The sequence below is a fragment of the Micromonospora sp. NPDC127501 genome (assembly GCF_040302185.1).
Classification (GTDB): Bacteria; Actinomycetota; Actinomycetes; order Mycobacteriales; family Micromonosporaceae; genus Micromonospora.
Window position 1 is genome coordinate 213915 of record NZ_JBEORJ010000006.1, and the last position, 17026, is coordinate 230940.

The 17026-nt window shown below is 72.3% G+C and carries 17 protein-coding genes; 11 read left to right on the forward strand and 6 right to left on the reverse strand.

Translation table 11 applies throughout. The features are described from left to right. Window positions 1-8: 8 nt before the first annotated feature. The 3 genes from ABTW72_RS16155 to ABTW72_RS16165 all read right to left on the reverse strand — a co-directional run bounded on the left by ABTW72_RS16155 (window position 9) and on the right by ABTW72_RS16165 (window position 3252). A complete protein-coding gene (locus ABTW72_RS16155) occupies window positions 9-980 on the reverse strand; it encodes a carbohydrate ABC transporter permease (protein WP_350859428.1) in 972 nt (323 codons plus the stop codon). A 109-nt stretch (window positions 981-1089) separates the two neighbouring features. Then, entirely contained in the window at window positions 1090-2379 is a 1290-nt protein-coding gene (locus ABTW72_RS16160; protein WP_350859431.1) for an ABC transporter substrate-binding protein, read from the reverse strand. 309 nt (window positions 2380-2688) lie between these two features. Next, complete coding sequence (locus ABTW72_RS16165; RefSeq protein WP_350859434.1) at window positions 2689-3252, reverse strand: plasmid pRiA4b ORF-3 family protein; 564 nt, start codon at window positions 3250-3252, stop codon at window positions 2689-2691. A gap of 150 nt (window positions 3253-3402) precedes the next feature. On the opposite strand from ABTW72_RS16165, the gene ABTW72_RS16170 reads away from it, so the two are divergent. From ABTW72_RS16170 to ABTW72_RS16215, 10 genes are all read left to right on the forward strand, one after another. Further along, entirely contained in the window at window positions 3403-4149 is a 747-nt protein-coding gene (locus ABTW72_RS16170; RefSeq protein WP_350859437.1) for a pyrimidine reductase family protein, read from the forward strand. Between the two features lie 148 nt (window positions 4150-4297). Further along, window positions 4298-6049 carry an ATP-binding protein gene (locus ABTW72_RS16175; RefSeq protein ID WP_238678861.1) on the forward strand — a complete coding sequence of 584 codons (1752 nt, stop codon included), beginning with the start codon at window positions 4298-4300 and terminating at the stop codon, window positions 6047-6049. A gap of 18 nt (window positions 6050-6067) precedes the next feature. Continuing rightward, on the forward strand, window positions 6068-7216 hold the full coding sequence (locus ABTW72_RS16180) for an exonuclease SbcCD subunit D (RefSeq protein WP_350859440.1): 1149 nt from the start codon (window positions 6068-6070) through the stop codon (window positions 7214-7216). Beyond that, window positions 7216-9690 carry an AAA family ATPase gene (locus ABTW72_RS16185; RefSeq protein ID WP_350859443.1) on the forward strand — a complete coding sequence of 825 codons (2475 nt, stop codon included), beginning with the start codon at window positions 7216-7218 and terminating at the stop codon, window positions 9688-9690. The genes ABTW72_RS16180 and ABTW72_RS16185 overlap by 1 nt, the downstream gene beginning before the upstream one ends. Further along, window positions 9653-10687: a hypothetical protein gene (locus tag ABTW72_RS16190; protein ID WP_350859446.1), complete on the forward strand. Its 1035-nt coding sequence runs from the start codon at window positions 9653-9655 to the stop codon at window positions 10685-10687. Before ABTW72_RS16185 ends, ABTW72_RS16190 begins: the two co-directional genes overlap by 38 nt. A gap of 18 nt (window positions 10688-10705) precedes the next feature. After that, window positions 10706-11563, forward strand: coding sequence for a spermidine synthase (locus tag ABTW72_RS16195; protein WP_350859449.1), 858 nt, complete (start codon window positions 10706-10708; stop codon window positions 11561-11563). 125 nt (window positions 11564-11688) lie between these two features. Continuing rightward, window positions 11689-12381 carry a sigma-70 family RNA polymerase sigma factor gene (locus ABTW72_RS16200; protein ID WP_091400696.1) on the forward strand — a complete coding sequence of 231 codons (693 nt, stop codon included), beginning with the start codon at window positions 11689-11691 and terminating at the stop codon, window positions 12379-12381. After that, window positions 12378-13160: an anti-sigma factor family protein gene (locus ABTW72_RS16205; protein WP_350859452.1), complete on the forward strand. Its 783-nt coding sequence runs from the start codon at window positions 12378-12380 to the stop codon at window positions 13158-13160. The genes ABTW72_RS16200 and ABTW72_RS16205 overlap by 4 nt, the downstream gene beginning before the upstream one ends. 203 nt (window positions 13161-13363) lie before the next feature. Next, window positions 13364-14011 (forward strand): hypothetical protein, encoded by a 648-nt coding sequence (locus tag ABTW72_RS16210; RefSeq protein ID WP_124858797.1) that lies wholly within the window; start codon window positions 13364-13366, stop codon window positions 14009-14011. A 118-nt stretch (window positions 14012-14129) separates the two neighbouring features. Then, on the forward strand, window positions 14130-15071 hold the full coding sequence (locus tag ABTW72_RS16215) for a DNA-3-methyladenine glycosylase family protein (RefSeq protein ID WP_350859455.1): 942 nt from the start codon (window positions 14130-14132) through the stop codon (window positions 15069-15071). Window positions 15072-15092: 21 nt separating this feature from the next. On the opposite strand, the gene ABTW72_RS16220 is transcribed toward ABTW72_RS16215, so the two are convergent. After that, a complete protein-coding gene (locus tag ABTW72_RS16220; RefSeq protein ID WP_350859458.1) occupies window positions 15093-15596 on the reverse strand; it encodes a DUF1990 domain-containing protein in 504 nt (167 codons plus the stop codon). A gap of 97 nt (window positions 15597-15693) precedes the next feature. Here ABTW72_RS16220 and ABTW72_RS16225 point away from each other — a divergent pair, with 97 nt between their 5' ends. Continuing rightward, window positions 15694-16188 carry a GNAT family N-acetyltransferase gene (locus ABTW72_RS16225; RefSeq protein WP_350859461.1) on the forward strand — a complete coding sequence of 165 codons (495 nt, stop codon included), beginning with the start codon at window positions 15694-15696 and terminating at the stop codon, window positions 16186-16188. Here ABTW72_RS16225 and ABTW72_RS16230 read toward each other — a convergent pair. Continuing rightward, the gene (locus ABTW72_RS16230; RefSeq protein WP_350859464.1) at window positions 16163-16585 is read right to left on the reverse strand and encodes an SRPBCC family protein; all 423 of its coding nucleotides are present in this window, start codon (window positions 16583-16585) and stop codon (window positions 16163-16165) included. The genes ABTW72_RS16225 and ABTW72_RS16230 overlap by 26 nt on opposite strands. A gap of 170 nt (window positions 16586-16755) precedes the next feature. Further along, a complete protein-coding gene (locus tag ABTW72_RS16235; RefSeq protein ID WP_030336201.1) occupies window positions 16756-16968 on the reverse strand; it encodes a hypothetical protein in 213 nt (70 codons plus the stop codon). Window positions 16969-17026 lie beyond the last annotated feature (58 nt).

Consider the following 17026-nt stretch of genomic DNA (forward strand, 5'->3'; position numbering starts at 1 on the left):
ATCTCTCCTCACTTCGCCGAGCGGCGGACGAGTAGGAAGTTGAACAGCGACACCACGATGATGATCATGAAGATCGCCCAGGCGACCGCGGCTCCGTAGCCGGCGGTGTTCAGGTTCACGATGCCCATCTCGTACATGTACATGGCCAGCGTCTGGAACTCCCGCTGGTTGCCGCCGATGATGTTGCCGTTGCCGAAGAGCAGGGGCTCGGTGAAGAGCTGCATGCCGCCGATCGTGGACAGGATGACCACGAAGATGAAGGTGGGCTTGAGCATGGGCAGGGTGATCTGCCAGAACTGTCGCCACGGACTGGCACCGTCGATCTCCGCGGCCTCGTAGAGGTCCTTCGGGATCGCCTGCATGCCGGCGAGCAGGATCAGGGTGTTGTACCCGGTCCACCGCCAGTTGACCATGGAGGAGATGGCCGTCCAGGAACTCCACCGGTGCCCGTCCCAGTCGACCGGGTCGACACCGACGAAGCTGAGCAGCCAGTTGAACAGGCCGAACTCCCGCTGGAACAACATCCCGAAGACGATCGCGACTGCGGCCACCGACACCACGTTCGGCATGAAGATGGCCATCCGGAAGAAGGTCTTGGCGCGCAGGAGGCTCCGGTTGAGCAGGTTCGCCAGGAAGAGGGCGAGCAACAACTGCGGGATGGTCGACAGGGCGAAGATGCCGAACGTGTTGACCAGCGCGTTCCAGAAGTACTCGTCGGACACCAGCCGGGTGTAGTTGTCGAAGCCGATGAACGTGTGCTCGCCGATCATGTCCCAGTCGTGCAGCGACATCCAGGCGGTGCGCAGCATCGGGTACAGCCCGAATACGCCGAAGATCAGGAAGAACGGGGCGATGTAGAGGTACGGCGAGTACTTGACATCGAGGCGGTTGAGTAACCTCCCCCGTCGGCGTCGGCGATTGACGTCGGGAGAAGGCGGTGCTGCTGGCGACGGCCGTGCCGTCGTGGCCGACAGGCTCATGCGAATTTCCTTTTCCGGCGAGGCCCGGGGGCCCTCGCGCAGGGCGCTACGCGGAGGGGACCGGCCGGTGGCGTCCGGGAAGCCCCGAACGCCACCGGCAGGGAATCACTCAGAAGGCACCCTGAGTCTTTGCGTCCTTCGTGAACTGCTCCCAGGCCTTGGCCTTGTCGGCCTGCCCGTTCTCGAACGCCCGCAGGGCCGGCTCGAGCGCGTTCTCCTTCACCGCCTGGTGCTTCGGACCCAGGTGGATCGGCTGGATCTTGGCGACGCTCTCCCCGAAGATCTTGCCGGTCGGCGCGTTGCTGAAGTACTCGTTGGTGTAGCCGAGGAAGGCCTCGTTCTTCAGCGCCTCCAGGTTGGTGGGCAGCGGGCCCTTGAGCTTGAAGGCCTCCACCTGGCTCTTGGCGTTGGTCAGGTACTCGGCGAGCTTCGCCGCCTCCTTCGGGTACTTGCTCTGGGCCGGAACCGCGAGCCACGAGCCGCCCCAGTTACCGCCGCCACCCGGCACGGACGCGACATCCCACTTGCCCTTGTTGGCCGGGCCGGAGTTGTCCGACACGATGCCGAGCATCCAGGACGGGCAGAAGGTGGCCGCGAAGGTGCCCTGCTTGAAGCCACCGGACCACTCCGGCGACCAGGTGGACGCCTTGGCGGAGATGTCCGCCATCGAGGTGGCGGTGTCCCAGGCGTTCTTCACCGCGGGGCTGGTGTCCGCGATGATGTTGTCTTCCTTGTCGTAGAACAGGTCACCGTTGCCCTGGAAGAGCACACCGTTGGAGACGGCGGTGATCGAGTCGATGAACGCCTTGCCGCCGCTGCCCTGCTTGTACTTCAGACCGGCGTCGTGGAAGCCCTTCCAGTCCGGCCAGAGCGCCGACACCTGGTCGCGCTCGGTGGGCAGGCCGGCCGCCTGGAACAGGTCCTTGCGGTAGCAGACGGCGAGGCTGCCGACGTCGGTCGGCAGGCCGATCAGCCGGCCGTCCGGCGCCTTGCCCAGCTCCCACTTCCAGGGCAGGTATTCCTTGGAGTGGTCGGCAACCAGCGGGCTGAGGTCGGCCCAGTTGCGCGCGTTGGGCTTGAACTCGTTGAGGATGCCCTCTTCCAGGGCGGTGACGTCCGCCGCGCCCTTGCCGGTGGCCAGGTAGCGGACCAGCTTCGGCCGGTACTCACCGAGCTGCGCGGTCTTGCGCAGCTCGACCTTGATGCCGGTGTCCTTCTCGTACTGCTTGACGAGCTCGTCGTAGCCCATCTCGCCGAAGGTGTCGACGACCAGCTTGGCCGGCTTCTCGCCGGCCGCCGGCTTGTCGTCGTCGTTGCCGCAGGCCGCGAGACCGCCGATTGCGGTGATCGCGGCCAGGGCAGCGGCCGCCAGGCGGGTACGCCGCGTGGTGACACTCATGCGCTGACCCCTCTTTCCGGTGGTGAGGCTGGTGGTTGTGGTGGGGGGTGTCTCATCGCGCCAGGCCGGGGATGCGTGAGTGACCCATGCCACCTCCGGGAGCGCTCCCATGAGATTGCCGGCGGGTAACGGGAGTGTCAATAGGGCGTTGGGAGCGTTCCCAGATCGTTACCGCTGACCACTCCCACCCCGCCCGCCCCAACCACACCCCCCGCCCCACCGCTGGCGATCAAGAGGTTTCGGTCAGGGAACGGAGCCCTGCTGACGCGAACTTCTTGATCAACAACGCAGGAGGCCCGGGGGGGCGAGTCAGCAGAAGTGGCGGAGGAGGGTGGTTGCGCGGGTGGGGTCGAACCGGGACGGGTCGAAGGTCGGACCCGCCCAGTCGCGCAGCATCGCGTGGCGGGAACCGAGGGGATCGGCCGTGGCGCTCTGGTCGTCCAGGGCCTCCAGGAGCGCCTGGTAGCCCAACGGCCCGCCGACACCCTCCGGCGGGCAGGCCCGCTCGCCGGCCAGGCAGACCGGGTACCGCTCGTCGGGGTCGGCGGTCAACGCGTCCTCCACGACCAGGTCGTGCTCCCACCAGTCGCCGAAGTCGTACGTGTAGGAGAACCGGCTGCCCTTGCCGAGCACCGCGTCGAGCCGCACGTCCAGCTCGTCGTGCAACGCCAGCTCCCCGTCCGGGTCCGGCTCGCCGTACTGCGTCGCGTCGATCTCGAAGGAGTGCAGGTGGCAGTCCCGCCAACCCATCGCGTGCTGCACCACCCGGTGCAGCCGGTCCAGCGTGTAGCCGGCCGGCACGAGCACCCGACGCCACACCGACGGGCGGGTCCCGGCGAGGGACATCTTCAGCTGGAAGATCTGACGCGACATGCTGTCCTGTCCTCCCGCGGCTTAGGCTGCGAGCATGATCTGCCGAGCGTGCCGGGCCCGGCGACACGACGACTGCCCGGGCCGGAACTGGTGCGACTGCCAGCACCGTACCGCCGAACCCACCCCTCCGGTCACCGGTCCGGCCGGCGAATGACCGTCGGAATTCCGATCCGACGGCTCTGGCCCGAGCCGTCGACGCAGCCGCTCGACGACGCCGCGCTGACCGCCCTCTACGGCCGCGCCGACAAGCCCCGCCTGCGGATGAACTTCGTGGCCAGCCTGGACGGCGCGGTCACCGTGGACGGCTACTCCGCCGGGCTCTCCGGCGAGCCGGACAAGCGGGTGTTCGGCCTGCTGCGGATGGTCTGCGACGCCCTGGTCGTGGCCGCCGGCACACTCCGCCACGAGGAGTACCGGGCGGTCCGGCTCAACGAGCGCCGCCGCGCCTGGCGCCGTGCCAACGGGCTGGCCGAGTACCCGACGCTGGTGGTCGTCTCCGGTTCGCTCGACCTGGATCCGGCGCAGGCCGCCTTCGCCGACGCGCCGACCCGCCCGATCGTGCTCACCCACGCCGACGCCGATCCGCCGCCCGGGCTGACCGACGTCGCCGACGTGCTGCGCTGCGGCGCCGAGCGGGTCGACCTGGCGGCCGGTCTCGCCGAGCTGCACCGCCGCGGGCTCACCCAACTGCTCTGCGAGGGCGGCCCACACCTGTTCGGCGCGCTCACCGGCGCCGACCTGGTGGACGAGCTGTGCCTCACCGTCTCGCCGCTGCTGGCCGGGCCCGGCCCCGGCCGGATCACCGCCGGCGACACCGCACCACCCCGGCACCTGCCACTGCGCCACGTGCTCGCCGCCGAGGACGGCGTCCTCCTGCTCCGCCACGCCCGTCCGTAACCCGCCGTCGCCCGGTCGCACACCCACCGTCGTGAGTGTGACGGCGCATGGTGTCGTCCGACGCGTCGCGTGGCGACCTGTCGTACTCCTCGGGCAGGATGCAGGGCATGCGCGCCGACCGTGATGCCCGAGCGACCCGAGTCGCCCGATGACCGACGCCGACCTCGACAGCCCTGGCGAGGCGGTCGGGCGGGTGCTGGGCACCGCCGACGCCACCCCGTTGCAGTTCTGGACGGCCGTGGCGCCCGGCAGTTACCTCCAGCTCGACGACGTGGTGGTCACGCGACGGGAGCTGCCGGACCGGGAGCCGGTGACGATCGCCGGGGTGGTGACCCAGGTCCGTGCTCGGCACGAGGGCGCCCAGTTCGACTCCGACGTGTTCGCCATCGCCGACGGCACGCTGCCCGCGCAGGTGCAGGAGGCGGCCGAGGTCACCACCACCCGGGTCGATCCCGAGCTGTACGTGCCGCCGACCCCGGGTGCGGTGGTGCACCGGGCCGAGGGTGACGCCCGGGCCCGCGCGCTGCACTTCGACCGGATGGAGCGACGCATCCCGATGGGGATGGGTCGGGACGGTGTCCCGGTCTACCTCAACGCCGACTTCCTCGACGGCAGTCGGGGCGCGCACGTCTCCATCTCCGGCATCTCCGGGGTGGCCACCAAGACCAGCTTCGCCACCTTCCTGCTCTACTCGGTGTTCCGCTCCGGCGTGCTGGGCGGCGACGCGGTCAACGCCAAGGCGCTGATCTTCAACGTCAAGGGTGAGGACCTGCTCTTCCTGGACCACCCCAACACCCGCCTCGACGAGCCCACCCGCGCGGCGTACGCGAAGCTCGGGTTGAGCGCCGGCGCCTTCCCCGACGTGCGGGTGTACGCCCCACCCCGGGTCGGCGACTCGGCCGGCACGCCGGATGTGAGCAGCCGGCTCACCGGGGTGGATGCGTTCTACTGGACGCTGAGCGAGTTCTGCACCGACCGCCTGCTGCCGTACGTCTTCGCCGACGCCGACGACGAGCGCCAGCAGTACACGATGGTGGTCCACTCGGTGGCCGCGCACCTGGCCCGCTACGCCCAGCCGGCCGACGGCGGGGTGAGCATCGACGGGGTCCGCCTCGGCTCCTACGGCGACCTGGTCGACCACATCGTCGATCAGCTCAACGACGACGAGACCCGCTCCGACTGGGCGGGCAGCGCGGTGGGGCTGGGCACCGTCAACGCGTTCGCCCGGCGGTTGATCGGCAGCAAGAAGGACCTGGCCCGGCTGATCCGTGGCGACCTCGCCACCCGCCGCCCCCACTCGATCAACACGAGCGAGTCGGCCCAGGTCACCGTGGTCGACCTGCACAATCTTCCCGACCGCGCGCAGCGGTTCGTGGTCGGTGTGACGCTCAAGAGCGAGTTCGAGCGCAAGGAGAAGTCCGGCACCGCCAAGCCGCTGCTCTTCGTCGTCCTCGACGAGCTCAACAAGTACGCCCCCCGGGAGGGCTCCTCGCCGATCAAGGAGGTCCTGCTGGACATCGCCGAGCGGGGCCGCTCACTCGGGGTGATCCTGATCGGCGCGCAGCAGACGGCGAGCGAGGTGGAGCGGCGGATCGTCACCAACTCGGCGATCCGGGTGGTCGGCCGGCTCGACCCCGCCGAGGCGTCCCGCCCGGAGTACGGCTTCCTGCCGCCCGCGCAGCGCCAGCGGGCGTTGCTGGCCAAGCCGGGCACCATGTTCGTCAACCAGCCGGACATCCCGGTGCCGCTCTGCCTGGAGTTCCCGTTCCCGGCCTGGGCCACCCGGGTCTCCGAGGCGGGCCGGGCACCATCGGAGACGCTGCGCTCGATCACCCAGTCCGCCGACCCGTTCGCCGTGGTGGGCTCCGGCGGCGGCACCGACGACGACATCCCGTTCTAGCTAGGGGCCGGCACAGCCATGAAGATCCTGCACACCTCCGACTGGCACGTGGGAAAGGTGCTCAAGGGGCAGTCCCGGGCCGACGAGCACAAGGCCGTGCTGGCCGGGGTGATCGAGATCGCCCGTGCCGAACAGCCGGATCTGGTGATCGTCGCCGGTGACCTCTACGACACCGCGGCGCCCAGTTCGGAGGCGACCCGCCTGGTCACCAGGGCGTTGACGGCGCTACGGCGGACCGGCGCGGACGTGGTGGCGATCGGCGGCAACCACGACAACGGCCCGGCGCTGGACGCATTGCGCCCGTGGGCCGATGCCGCCGGCATCACGCTGCGCGGCGGGGTGCGGGAAAACCCGGACGAGCACGTCATCGACGGCACCACCGCCGGCGGCGAGCGGTGGCGGCTGGCCGCGTTGCCGTTCCTGTCCCAGCGGTACGCGGTGCGCGCGTTGGAGATGTACGAGCTGACCGCCGCGGAGACCAACCAGACGTACGCCGACCACCTGGGCCGGGTGCTGGGGCGACTGACCGAGGGTTTCACCGAACCGGACCGGGTGCACCTGGTCACCGCGCATCTGACGGTGACCGGCGCGGCCACCGGTGGTGGCGAGCGCGACGCGCACACCGTGCTGGGCTACGCCGTTCCGGCCACCGTCTTCCCGGCCACCGCGCACTACGTGGCGCTGGGTCACCTGCACCGGGCGCAGCGGGTCGCCGGCCCCTGCCCGGTGCGGTACAGCGGCAGTCCGCTCGCTGTGGACTTCGGTGAGCAGGAGAACATCCCCTCGGTGACGATCGTCGAGGTGACGGCCAGCACCGCGGCCCGGGTGCGGGAGGTGCCGGTGACGGCGGCGAGCGCGCTGCGCACGGTGCGGGGCACCCTGGCCCAGCTCGCCGAGATCGAGGCACCGGACGCGTGGCTGCGGGTGTACGTGCGGGAGCAACCCCGCGCCGGCCTGCGCGAGGAGGTCCAGGAGCTGCTCCCCCGTGCCCTGGAGATCCGGATCGACCCGGAACTGTTGGCCGCGCCGGGCAGTGGCGCGCGCATCGCCCAACGGTCGGGGCGTTCGCCCCGGGAGTTGTTCGCCGACTACCTGGACAGCCGGGGCCACGCCGACGAGGGTGTCCGGGAGCTCTTCGACGAGCTTTTCGAGGAGGTCGAGCACTGATGCGTCCGATGCGGTTGGACATGGCCGGGTTCACGGTCTTCCGGGACGAGACCACGGTCGACTTCACCGACGCCGACTTCTTCGCGCTGATCGGCCCGACCGGTTCGGGCAAGTCGACAGTGCTGGACGCGATCTGCTTCGCCCTCTACGGCATGGTGCCCCGCTGGGGTGGCGCCCGAGGGTTGGCGAACGCGCTCGCGCCGTCGGCGACCGAGGCGCGGGTGCGGTTGGTCTTCGAGTCCGGCGGCGCCCGGTACGTGGCGACCCGGGTGGTCCGCCGGGACGGCCGGGGCAACGTGAAGACCGCGAACGCCGGGTTGCAGTTGATGCCGGCCGGCTTCGACGTGACCAAACTGGACACCGGTCTGAGCCCGGACGACCTCGGCGAGGTGGTGGCCGGCACCCCCGCCGAGATGGAGCAGGCGGTGCTGGAGGCGGTGGGGCTGCCGTACGAGCAGTTCACCAGCTGTGTGGTGCTGCCACAGGGGCAGTTCGCCGACTTCCTGCACGCCAAGCCGGCGACTCGGCAACAGATCCTGGTCAACCTGCTGGGCCTCGGCGTCTACGAGGACGTGCAGAAGAAGGCGACGGCGCGCGCCGCGCAGGCGGAGGCCCGGCTGGAGGCGGTCGACCAGGTGCTCGCCGGGTTGACCGGCGTGGACGACGAGGCGTTGGCCGAGGCCGACGCCCGGGTGGAGCGGATGGCCGAGCTGGCGGCCGCGGTGGCCGAGGCGGTGCCGGAGCTGGCGGCGGCCCGGGTCACCGCACGGGAGGCCGCGGCGGCGCTGAGGGCGCTGGACGACGAGCTGACCGTTCTGACCGGGGTACGCGCGCCGGCCGGGGTGACCGCTGTCGCTCGCGCGGTCGCCGCGGCGCGGGCCGACGCCGAGGCGGCGGCGACCGGGGTGTCGCTGGCCGAGGAGCGGGAGGACAAGCTGCGCGGCGAGCTGGCCGCCGCCGGTGACGAGAGCGCGCTGCGCCTGCAACTGCGGGCGTACGACGATCGGGATCGGCTGTCCGGCGAGGCCGACACGGTCCGGGCGACGGTGCGCGCGGCGAATGACGAGCACGCCGCCGCGGTGGCGGCGCTGGCCGCCGCGCGGGTGGTCGCCGAGCGGGCCGACGCCGAGCTGGAGGCGGCCTTCCGGGCGCACGAGGAGGCGAAGGCCACCGACCTGGCGGTGAGCCTGCGGGTGCACCTGCATGCCGGTGCGGCGTGCCCGGTGTGCGAGCAGCCGGTGGCCGAGGTGCCGGCGGTGCCGGCCGATTCGGCGGTGGCCGCCGCGACGGCGGCGGGCAAGGCCGCGCGGGCCGCGACAAAGGCCGCGCAGGCGACCGTTCAGGAGCGGGACACGGCGGCGCGGGAGCTGGAGCGGCTGCTGGTGCAGGCGCGAGCCCGGCAGGAGCAGATGGAGGCCCGGCTGGCCGAGCTGGACGGGCAGCTCTCCGGCGCGGCCGAGCCGGCCGTGCTGCGGCGCGAGTTGGCCGAGCACGCCCGGCTGCGGCGGGCGCTGGAGGAGGCGGCGACCGCGGTCCGGGCCGGCCGCGAGACCGCTCGGCAGGCCCGGGCCGCTGTGGACGCCGCCGAGGAGCGGCTGCGGGCGGCGTGGCGGGCCTTCGACACCGCCCGTGACGGGTTGGCCCGGTTCGGCCCACCGGCGACCGACCGGGACGACGTGGCTGCCGCGTGGGCGGCGCTGACCGGGTGGGCGACCACCGAGGCGGACCGCCGCCGCGCCGAGCGGGCCGGTCGGGCCGCCGCCGTGGCGGAGGCCGAGTCGGTGGCCGACGGGGTGCAGCGGGCCATCGCGGGCATCTTCGCCGCCGCCGACGTGCCGGTCGGGGACGACCCGGTGCACGCGGCGACGGTGGCGGTGGAGCGGGCCGACGCCGACCGGCGGCGGCTGCACGAGCGTCGCGAGCAGGCCGGGACGTTGCGCGAGCAGCGGGCGGGGCACGAGCGGGAGGCGCAGGTGGCGCGCGCGCTCGCCGGGCACCTGCGGGCCAACAACTTCGAGCGGTGGTTGCTGGCCGAGGCGTTGGACCTGCTGGTCGACGGCGCGTCGGGGATCCTGCGCGAGTTGTCCTCCGGGCAGTACGAGCTGGTGCACGACAAGGGCGAGTTCGTGGTGGTCGACCACCACGACGCGGGGCTGCGTCGCGGCGTGCGCACCCTCTCCGGCGGTGAGACGTTCCAGGCGTCGCTGGCGCTGGCGTTGGCGCTGTCCGAGCAGTTGGCGGGGATGTCCACCACGGCGGCGAGCCTGGAGTCGATAGTCCTGGACGAGGGTTTCGGCACGCTCGACGCCGCCACCCTGGACACGGTGGCGGCGACCCTGGAGAACCTGGCGGCCCGGGGCGATCGGATGGTCGGCGTGGTCACCCACGTGCCGGCGTTGGCCGAGCGCATCCCGGTCCGCTTCGAGGTGCGCAAGGATGCCCGGTCCGCGCGCGTGGAGCGGACGGGCCGGTGAGCGCGAGGAGTGCGGCGCGGATGGGACGGGCCGGCCGGTGAGTGACGCCGCGTTCTTCGTGGATTCGTGGGATCCGGCGTACGGGGCGTCGTTCGAGGCGTCCGCCGCCGGGCCGGCCGCGCCGAGCAGCGCCCAGGTCGACGCGGACGTGGAGTTGCCCGCCGTGGACTGGCGGGCGATCGGGGTACGCCCCGGGGTGCGGGCACCCGACGTGGTGTTGCTGGTCGACGGGGTTCGCCGCATCGACGCGAGCATCTGGACGGCGGAGACCGACGGCCTGTCGTTCCCCGGGTTGGCCGCCTCGTACGCGGCCGGGGTGGTCCGGTGTGACCTGGGGCGGGGTGCGGCGCAGTTGGCGGGCACCCGGGTTGGTCGGGGCCTGTTCACCGCGAGCCCGTCGGCGCAGGATGTGGTGGCGGGTGCGATCCGTTACCCGGTGCACCGGGTCGGTGGCACCGGTGAGCTGGCGAAGTTGCCGGCCGCCGTGCAGGGTCCGCTGACCGCGTTGGAGGTGGCGGTGTCCGACGCCGCCCGGGTCGACGGTGACCTGTTGGTGGTGGACGGCCCGCTGCGCAGTCGTCGGCAGTTGCCGCGCACCCTGGGCTACATCAAGACGCAGCACAGTCAGTACCTGGATGCCCGGCTGACCGCGGTGGTGACGGGTATGGCCTCGGGTGAGCGCTCCCCGGTGTTCCGGCTCGGCACCGCCTGGGGTGGTTGGTCGTGGTATTTGCGGCTGCCGGTGGCGATCGGCGCGCCGTGGGCGGGCATCGTCCGGGTGGAGTGCTCAGCCGACCTGCCCGTCGAGGCGGCGATCGAGCTGGCCGACCTGTCGCTGGTGACCCTGCCGCGCTTCGCGTCCACCCCGTACAAGGATCCGCGGGCTCCGCAGAACCTGATCCCGATCGCCGGCCTGGAGCGCCGGCTGCGGGCCCTGCTCGGCGATTCCCGGCTGCTGCACCGTGCGTTGACCGCCGCGGCCCGCGCCGCCCGATGAGCGCGGATACTGGTTCCGGTGGGGCGTAAACGGGCGGGTGACCGGGTGGTCGAGCAGGTGGACACCGGGCTGGCGGAGCTGGTGCCGGCTCCGGACCGGGCCGGCTCGTGGACGCTGCTGCTGGACGGCGCGCCGCAGTCGCACGTCGACCTGACCGACCCCACCCACCTCGAGTTCGAGTACGTGCGGCGGTTGGCCGCCGCCGTGGATCTGATCGCACCGGCCGGTGAGCCGCTGCGGGTGCTGCATCTGGGTGGCGGCGCGCTGACCCTGCCCCGGTACGTCTCCGCCACTCGACCCCTGTCGACCCAGCGGGTGTCCGAGGTGGACGGTGCGCTGGTGGAGCTGGTCCGTCGGGCGTTGCCGTGGCCGTCCGACGCCCGGTTGCGGGTCCGGGTGGAGGACGCCCGGGCGGTGCTGGCGTCCACCCGGGAGGCCAGCTACGACGTGGTGGTCGCCGACGTGTTCGCCGGTGCGCGTACGCCGGCCCACCTCACGTCGGTGGAGTACGCCGCCGAGGTGGCCCGGGTGCTCCGCCCCGCTGGTTGGTACCTGGCGAACCTGGCCGACGGCCCGCCGCTGCGGCACGCCCGTGGGCAGGTCGCCACGGTCCGATCGGTGTTGCCGCAGGCCTGTCTGGTCGGGGACGCGGCGGTGCTGCGTGGGCGCCGGTACGGAAATCTGGTGCTGGTCGCCGGACGGTCCACGCCGCCGGTGCCGGAGCTGACCAGACGCGCCGCCGGCGACTGGTTCCCCGGCCGGGTGGTGGCCGGCGACGAGCTGGACCGCTTCGTCGGTGGTGCACAGGTGGTGCGGGACGCCGACGCCACCGGCTCCGATCCGCCACCGCCGGGGCTGTTCTCGGTACGGCGCTGACCGTCCACTCGACAGCGGTGGGGAAGTTTTTTCGTCGTTTGTTGATCCGCTGGGGCTGGCGCTGCGTACCACCGGGCGGCCCACCTCGTGGGCCGGCGTTGGTCACGGACATCCCGGAGGTCTGCATGCACGCGGTGGCGGCCGGTTGGCATGGCGACGCGGTACGCGCTGACTGGTTGTCGGCGCGACCCTCGTCACGGTCGACCTCGTCTGCCCGAGGGGTCGACGCGCGGGCGACGCCTCGCCAGAATGGTCCGGTGACGCCGCGACCGGCGCCCGGGCGCCATCAGGCGACGACAACCGAGGCCAGCCACTCCGACCAGTTGATCCGTCAGCTCTATGCCGAGCACGCCGGCCCGTTGCTGATGTTCGTCATGCGTCTCACCGGGGGGGACCGGCAGCGCGCGGAGGACATCGTCCAGGAGACGCTGCTGCGGGCCTGGCGCAACGCGCACCGCCTGGGCACCCAGGGGCAGGGTTCGCTGCGGCCGTGGTTGGTGACGGTGGCCCGCCGCATCGCCATCGACGAACACCGCAGCCAGGAGGCCCGGCCGCCGGAGACGTACGACCGGGACCTCACCGCGTTCGCCGAGGCGGACAGCACCGACCGGGTGCTGCGCACGATGACGGTGGCGGACGCGCTGCGTACGCTCAGTCAGTCGCACCGGGAGATCCTGATCTCGACGTACTTCCGGGGGCGGACGGTGCCGGAGGCCGCCGAGGAGTTGGGCCTGCCCCTCGGCACCGCCAAGTCGAGGGTCTACTACGCGCTGCGCGCGCTGCGCACGGCTCTGCAGGAGCGGGGGGTGACAGAATGAGCCGGCCGGACCACATGGACGTCGCGGCGTACGCGCTCGGTGTGCTCGACGAGCAGGACACTGAGCGGTTCGAGGAGCATCTCGCCACCTGCTGGGCGTGCGCGGCCGAGTTGGAGACGATGGTGCCGGTGGTCGGGCTGCTCTCCGACATCGACGGCGAGACGATGATGGCGCTGGAGCAGACGGCGACCGACCCGGCCCTGCTGGACCGGACGCTCAGCGCGGTCCGGGCCGACCGGCGGCGTACCCGGTTTCGTCAGATGCTCGCGACGGCCGCCGCGGTGGTGGTCTTCGGCGGTCTGACCGGGTATGGCTTCGTCAGCGTGACCGGCAACGAGCAGCCGCCGGGGGTGCTCGCCGAGTCGACGCCGAGCGCGCCCAACGACCCGCCGACGAGCGCGCCGACGGGCCCACCGACCGGCCCGGGTGTGGGCGGCACCGAGGTGGAGGGCGACCAGGTCGAGGCGACCGACCCGACCACCGGTGTGCAGACCACCATGTTCCTGGTGACCAAGGATTACGGCACCCGGATCAATTTCAGCCTGCGCAAGCTGCCCGGCCCACGCATCTGCCGACTGGTGGTGGTGCGCAAGAACGCCACCACCGAGGTCATCTCGACCTGGTCGGTGCCGGATGGCGGCTATGGCACGAACACCCGACCGCAGGGTCTCGAACTGAGCGCGTCCACGTCGGCTCTGCCGAAGGACATCAAGCAGCTCCAGGTGCAGTCGGTGGATGCCAACGGAGTGGCGAGTCCGCTGGTCACCGTACCCATGTAGGCGCGCCTACCGCCTCGGCGCCGGTCATTGTCACAATGACCGGCGCCGATCTGTCGTTACGCGAAGGGTCCCTCGCGGGGGCGTACGCATGGCGGGCGGAAACGGTTCAATCGGTTTACGTGAAATTGACCACTGTTACTACTTCAACCTTGACAGCCCGCCCGCCGTACCTATGGGTGAACTGTCAAGAATGAGGAGGGCACGTGGCACAGATGAAGCGGACCGTCATCGTCGCGAGCGCGATGGTCGCACTAACGGCCTGCGCTCCCGCGGGTTACGACGGGGCGAACTCGAGCGCGGCCGAGCCGGTCGCCGTCGCCGCGGCCGAGCCCACCGCGACGGTTGAACCTGAGGCCTCGGCTTCCCCGGAGGCGCCCGCCGCCGACGCCCCGCCCGCGGACGTCGACCTGACCGAGAAGTTGGTCGGTAAGAGTGTCGCCCGGATGGGCAAGGTGGTCACCGACCAGGACGGCTGGATCCTGTACCGCTTCGACAAGGACACCGCCGACCCGCCGTCGTCGAACTGCGTCGACAAGTGCGCTGAGGTGTGGCCCCCGGCACTGACCGACGGCAACCCGGAGCTCACCGGCGTCTCGGACGACAAGGTCGGCAGCGTGACCCGGCAGGACGGCACCCGTCAGCTCACCGTCGGCGGCTGGCCGGTCTACCGCTACATCGGTGACAAGAAGCCCGGCCAGTGGAAGGGCCAGGCTGTCGGTGGCACCTGGTTCGTGGTCCAGCCGGACGGCAAGAAGAACCTGAGCTGCCTGCCCAAGGGCACGCCGAAGGCGGTCGCACCGCCGGCGGACAGCGGCTCGAACGACGCCGGCGGCTCGGGCTACTCGTACTGAGCCTGGTCGCCCACGAGGGCACGGTGGTCGGTCGTCGCCGGGGAGGGCGCGGCCGGCCACCGTCGTGTCCGGGGTGGGTTCCCCGGCCGGACCGGTACGGCGGTCGTCAACCCCCACCATGACCTGGCAGAGTAGCGGGGTGACCGAGACCGGACCCGCCGCGACCAGGGTGCTGCACCCACCGGTCGGCTACCGGCTGACCGCCTCGGTCCGCGCGCTCACCTTCAGCCCGTACGATCCGTGCGCCCGGGTGGCCGCTGGCACCTTCTGGTGGGCCACCCGCACCCCGGACGGTCCGGCGACGCTCGCGCTGCGACCGGCTGGCGGCGAGTTGCTCGCCGAGGGGTACGGGCCCGGCGCCGAGCACGTCCTCGCCCGCGCCGACGCGATCGCCGGGCTGCGCGACGACCTGACCGGCTTCACCGAACTGGCCGCGGCACACCCGCTGGTCGCCCGGCTGGCCCGGGAGCACCGGGGGCTTCGGATGCCCGCCACCGGGGAGGTCTTCCCCCGACTGCTGCGCGCGGTCTTCGAGCAGAAGGTCACCGGCAAGGAGGCCTACCGGGCGTACGCGGCGATGGTGCGGCACTTCCGGGAGCCGGCTCCCGGCCCGTTGCAGCCGCTGCTCCTGCCGCCCGGGGCAGCCACCGTGGCCGCGGCCCCGTACTGGGTGTTCCACCCCTTCGGGGTGGAGCAGCGCCGAGCCGACACGCTCCGTCGCGCCGCCGCGCTCGCCGACCGCCTGGAGCGCAGCACCGACGCCACCGACGCCACCCGCCGGCTGACCGCGATCCCCGGCATCGGGCCGTGGACGGCCGCCGAGGTGGTCCGGATCGCGTACGGCGACCCGGACGCGGTCAGCGTCGGCGACTACCACATCCCGAACACGGTGGCCTGGGCGCTCGCGGGCGAACCGAGGGGCGACGACGCACGGATGATGGCCCTGCTGGAGCCGTTCAGAGGTCACCGGGGCCGGGTGTGTCTGCTGCTGGAGGCGGCCGGCATCCGGGCACCGAAGTACGGCCCGCGCGCGCCGATCCGCTCGTTCGCCCGGTTCTGAGTCTCCCCGGCGTCACGGCGGTCAGCGACCGACGCAGAGCCGACGCAGGGTGTGGCCGAGCCACCAGGCGTACGCGTGCTGCACGGCCCGTGCCGCCGGGCCTGCGAGCCGGGTGAACCAGCGGTCCGGAAGGCTGAACGCGCGAACCTCGAACCAGACCGCGCCGGTGTCGTCGCGGACGACTTCGAACGCCTCCTCACCCCGCTCCGGGTGCCCGGGCAGGGTTCCGTAGCCGAAACCGGCGAGCGTGGGCGAGTCCACGCTCCAGACCACCTGGCACGGCCCCCAGAGGCGGGCCGGGCCGACGCCGAGGCCGGCGGTCACCAGCACACCGTCGGTGGCCCGCGGCGCGTTGGTGCGCATCCGGACGCCGGCGGCGCGGTGCAGCCGCCAGCTCAGCACCGCGTCGGCGGCGGTCTCGAAGCAGCCGCCGGGCAACGCATACCGGTGGCGCAGGTGGTGGTACCCGCCGGGCAGCGGCCCGTGCCGCGTCGACCCCACCTCCGGGTACGTCAGCTCGGCCACCGTTGCTCCCTCGACCTCGACCGGACACGGGTCAGGGTACGACCGGTGCGGTCGGGCCGCCCGTCGATGGCGACGGCGGCTGTGGTGTGCTGCCCCGGTGAACGCCGAGGCGAGCATCGTCCCGGCCGGTGTCGTGGACGCCGGCGAGATCCTCACCGTGCAGCGGGCCGCGTACCTGAGCGAGGCGCAGCACTACTCCGATCCGTTCCTGCCTCCGCTGACCGAGACGGTGGACGAGGTCGCGGCGGTGCTGGCCGGCCCGAGCATCGTGCTCGCCGCCCGGTTGGGCCACCGGCTGGTCGGTTCGGTGCGGGCCCACCTGGACGGGGACACCGCGCACGTCGGCCGCCTCTCGGTCGCCCCGGACCAGCAGGGGCGGGGTGTCGGCGCGCAACTGCTCACCGCCATCGAGCGGGCCTGCGCCGGCCGGGCGGCCCGGTTCACCCTGTTCACCGGCGCGGACAGCGCGCGCAACCTGCGGCTGTACCAGCGGCACGGCTACCGGATCGTGGCGCACCGCCCGGACCCGAACGGCATCTCGTTGGCAGTGCTGGAGAAGCCGGCCGTCAGCCCCGCTCGCAGCGACGCCTGAGCCCGTCGGCCTCCATCCGCACGTAGCGGCGCAGCAGCCCGCCGTACAGCCAGCCGATCAGGCCGGCCAGCGGCCCGGACTGGTTGATGACCAGTTCGACGCGGGTACGCCCGTCGGGCAGCGGCAGCAGCCGGTGCTCGCCCGTGGTCCGCACACCCGGCGCGTCGGAGACCCAGACGAACTCCCGCCGCTCGGTCAGTTCGGTGACCCGCCAGACCGCCGGCCGCAGCTTCGGTTGGGTCAGTCGTGCGGTCGCGCCGACGGTCAGCGGCCCCGGCTCCCCCCGCTCGGCCCGGGTCACCGAGTCCGTCCACTCGGGCCAGCGGGGCACGTCGACCAGCACCGCCCAGACCTGCTCGGCATCCGCGGCGATCTCGGTGTCGGCCTCGAACCGCATGGTGTCCCCTCCCCGGCGGCGCCGTTCGGCACCGCCACGGATCCAGACGAGGCCACCGGGAGCATTGTGACACCGAGGCTCGATCCCGTCCGTCCCTCCGCAGTGGAGGCAGACCGGGCCTGGCACCCGGTGGTTCCCGGCCGCACACACCGCACGCCGCCGCGCGCGGGTCAGGCGGCCTCGTGCAGGTCGGCCAGGGTGAGAGGAGTACGCCGACGCAACAGCTCCTCCAGCTCGGGCACCGAGCCGACCTCGCCGAGCACGTTCCGGCCGCCGCCGAACCGCTCCGGGTAGCGGCGGGTCAGCCGGAAGCGGTAGCGGCCCCGGATCAGCTCGACGCTCACCCGCCACCGCCCGCAGCAGTCACAGACCCACTCGGACACCTCGCGAAAGTAGCTCTGAACTGGGGTTATTCGATTCGCCCGGTGGGGACGAGCGGCG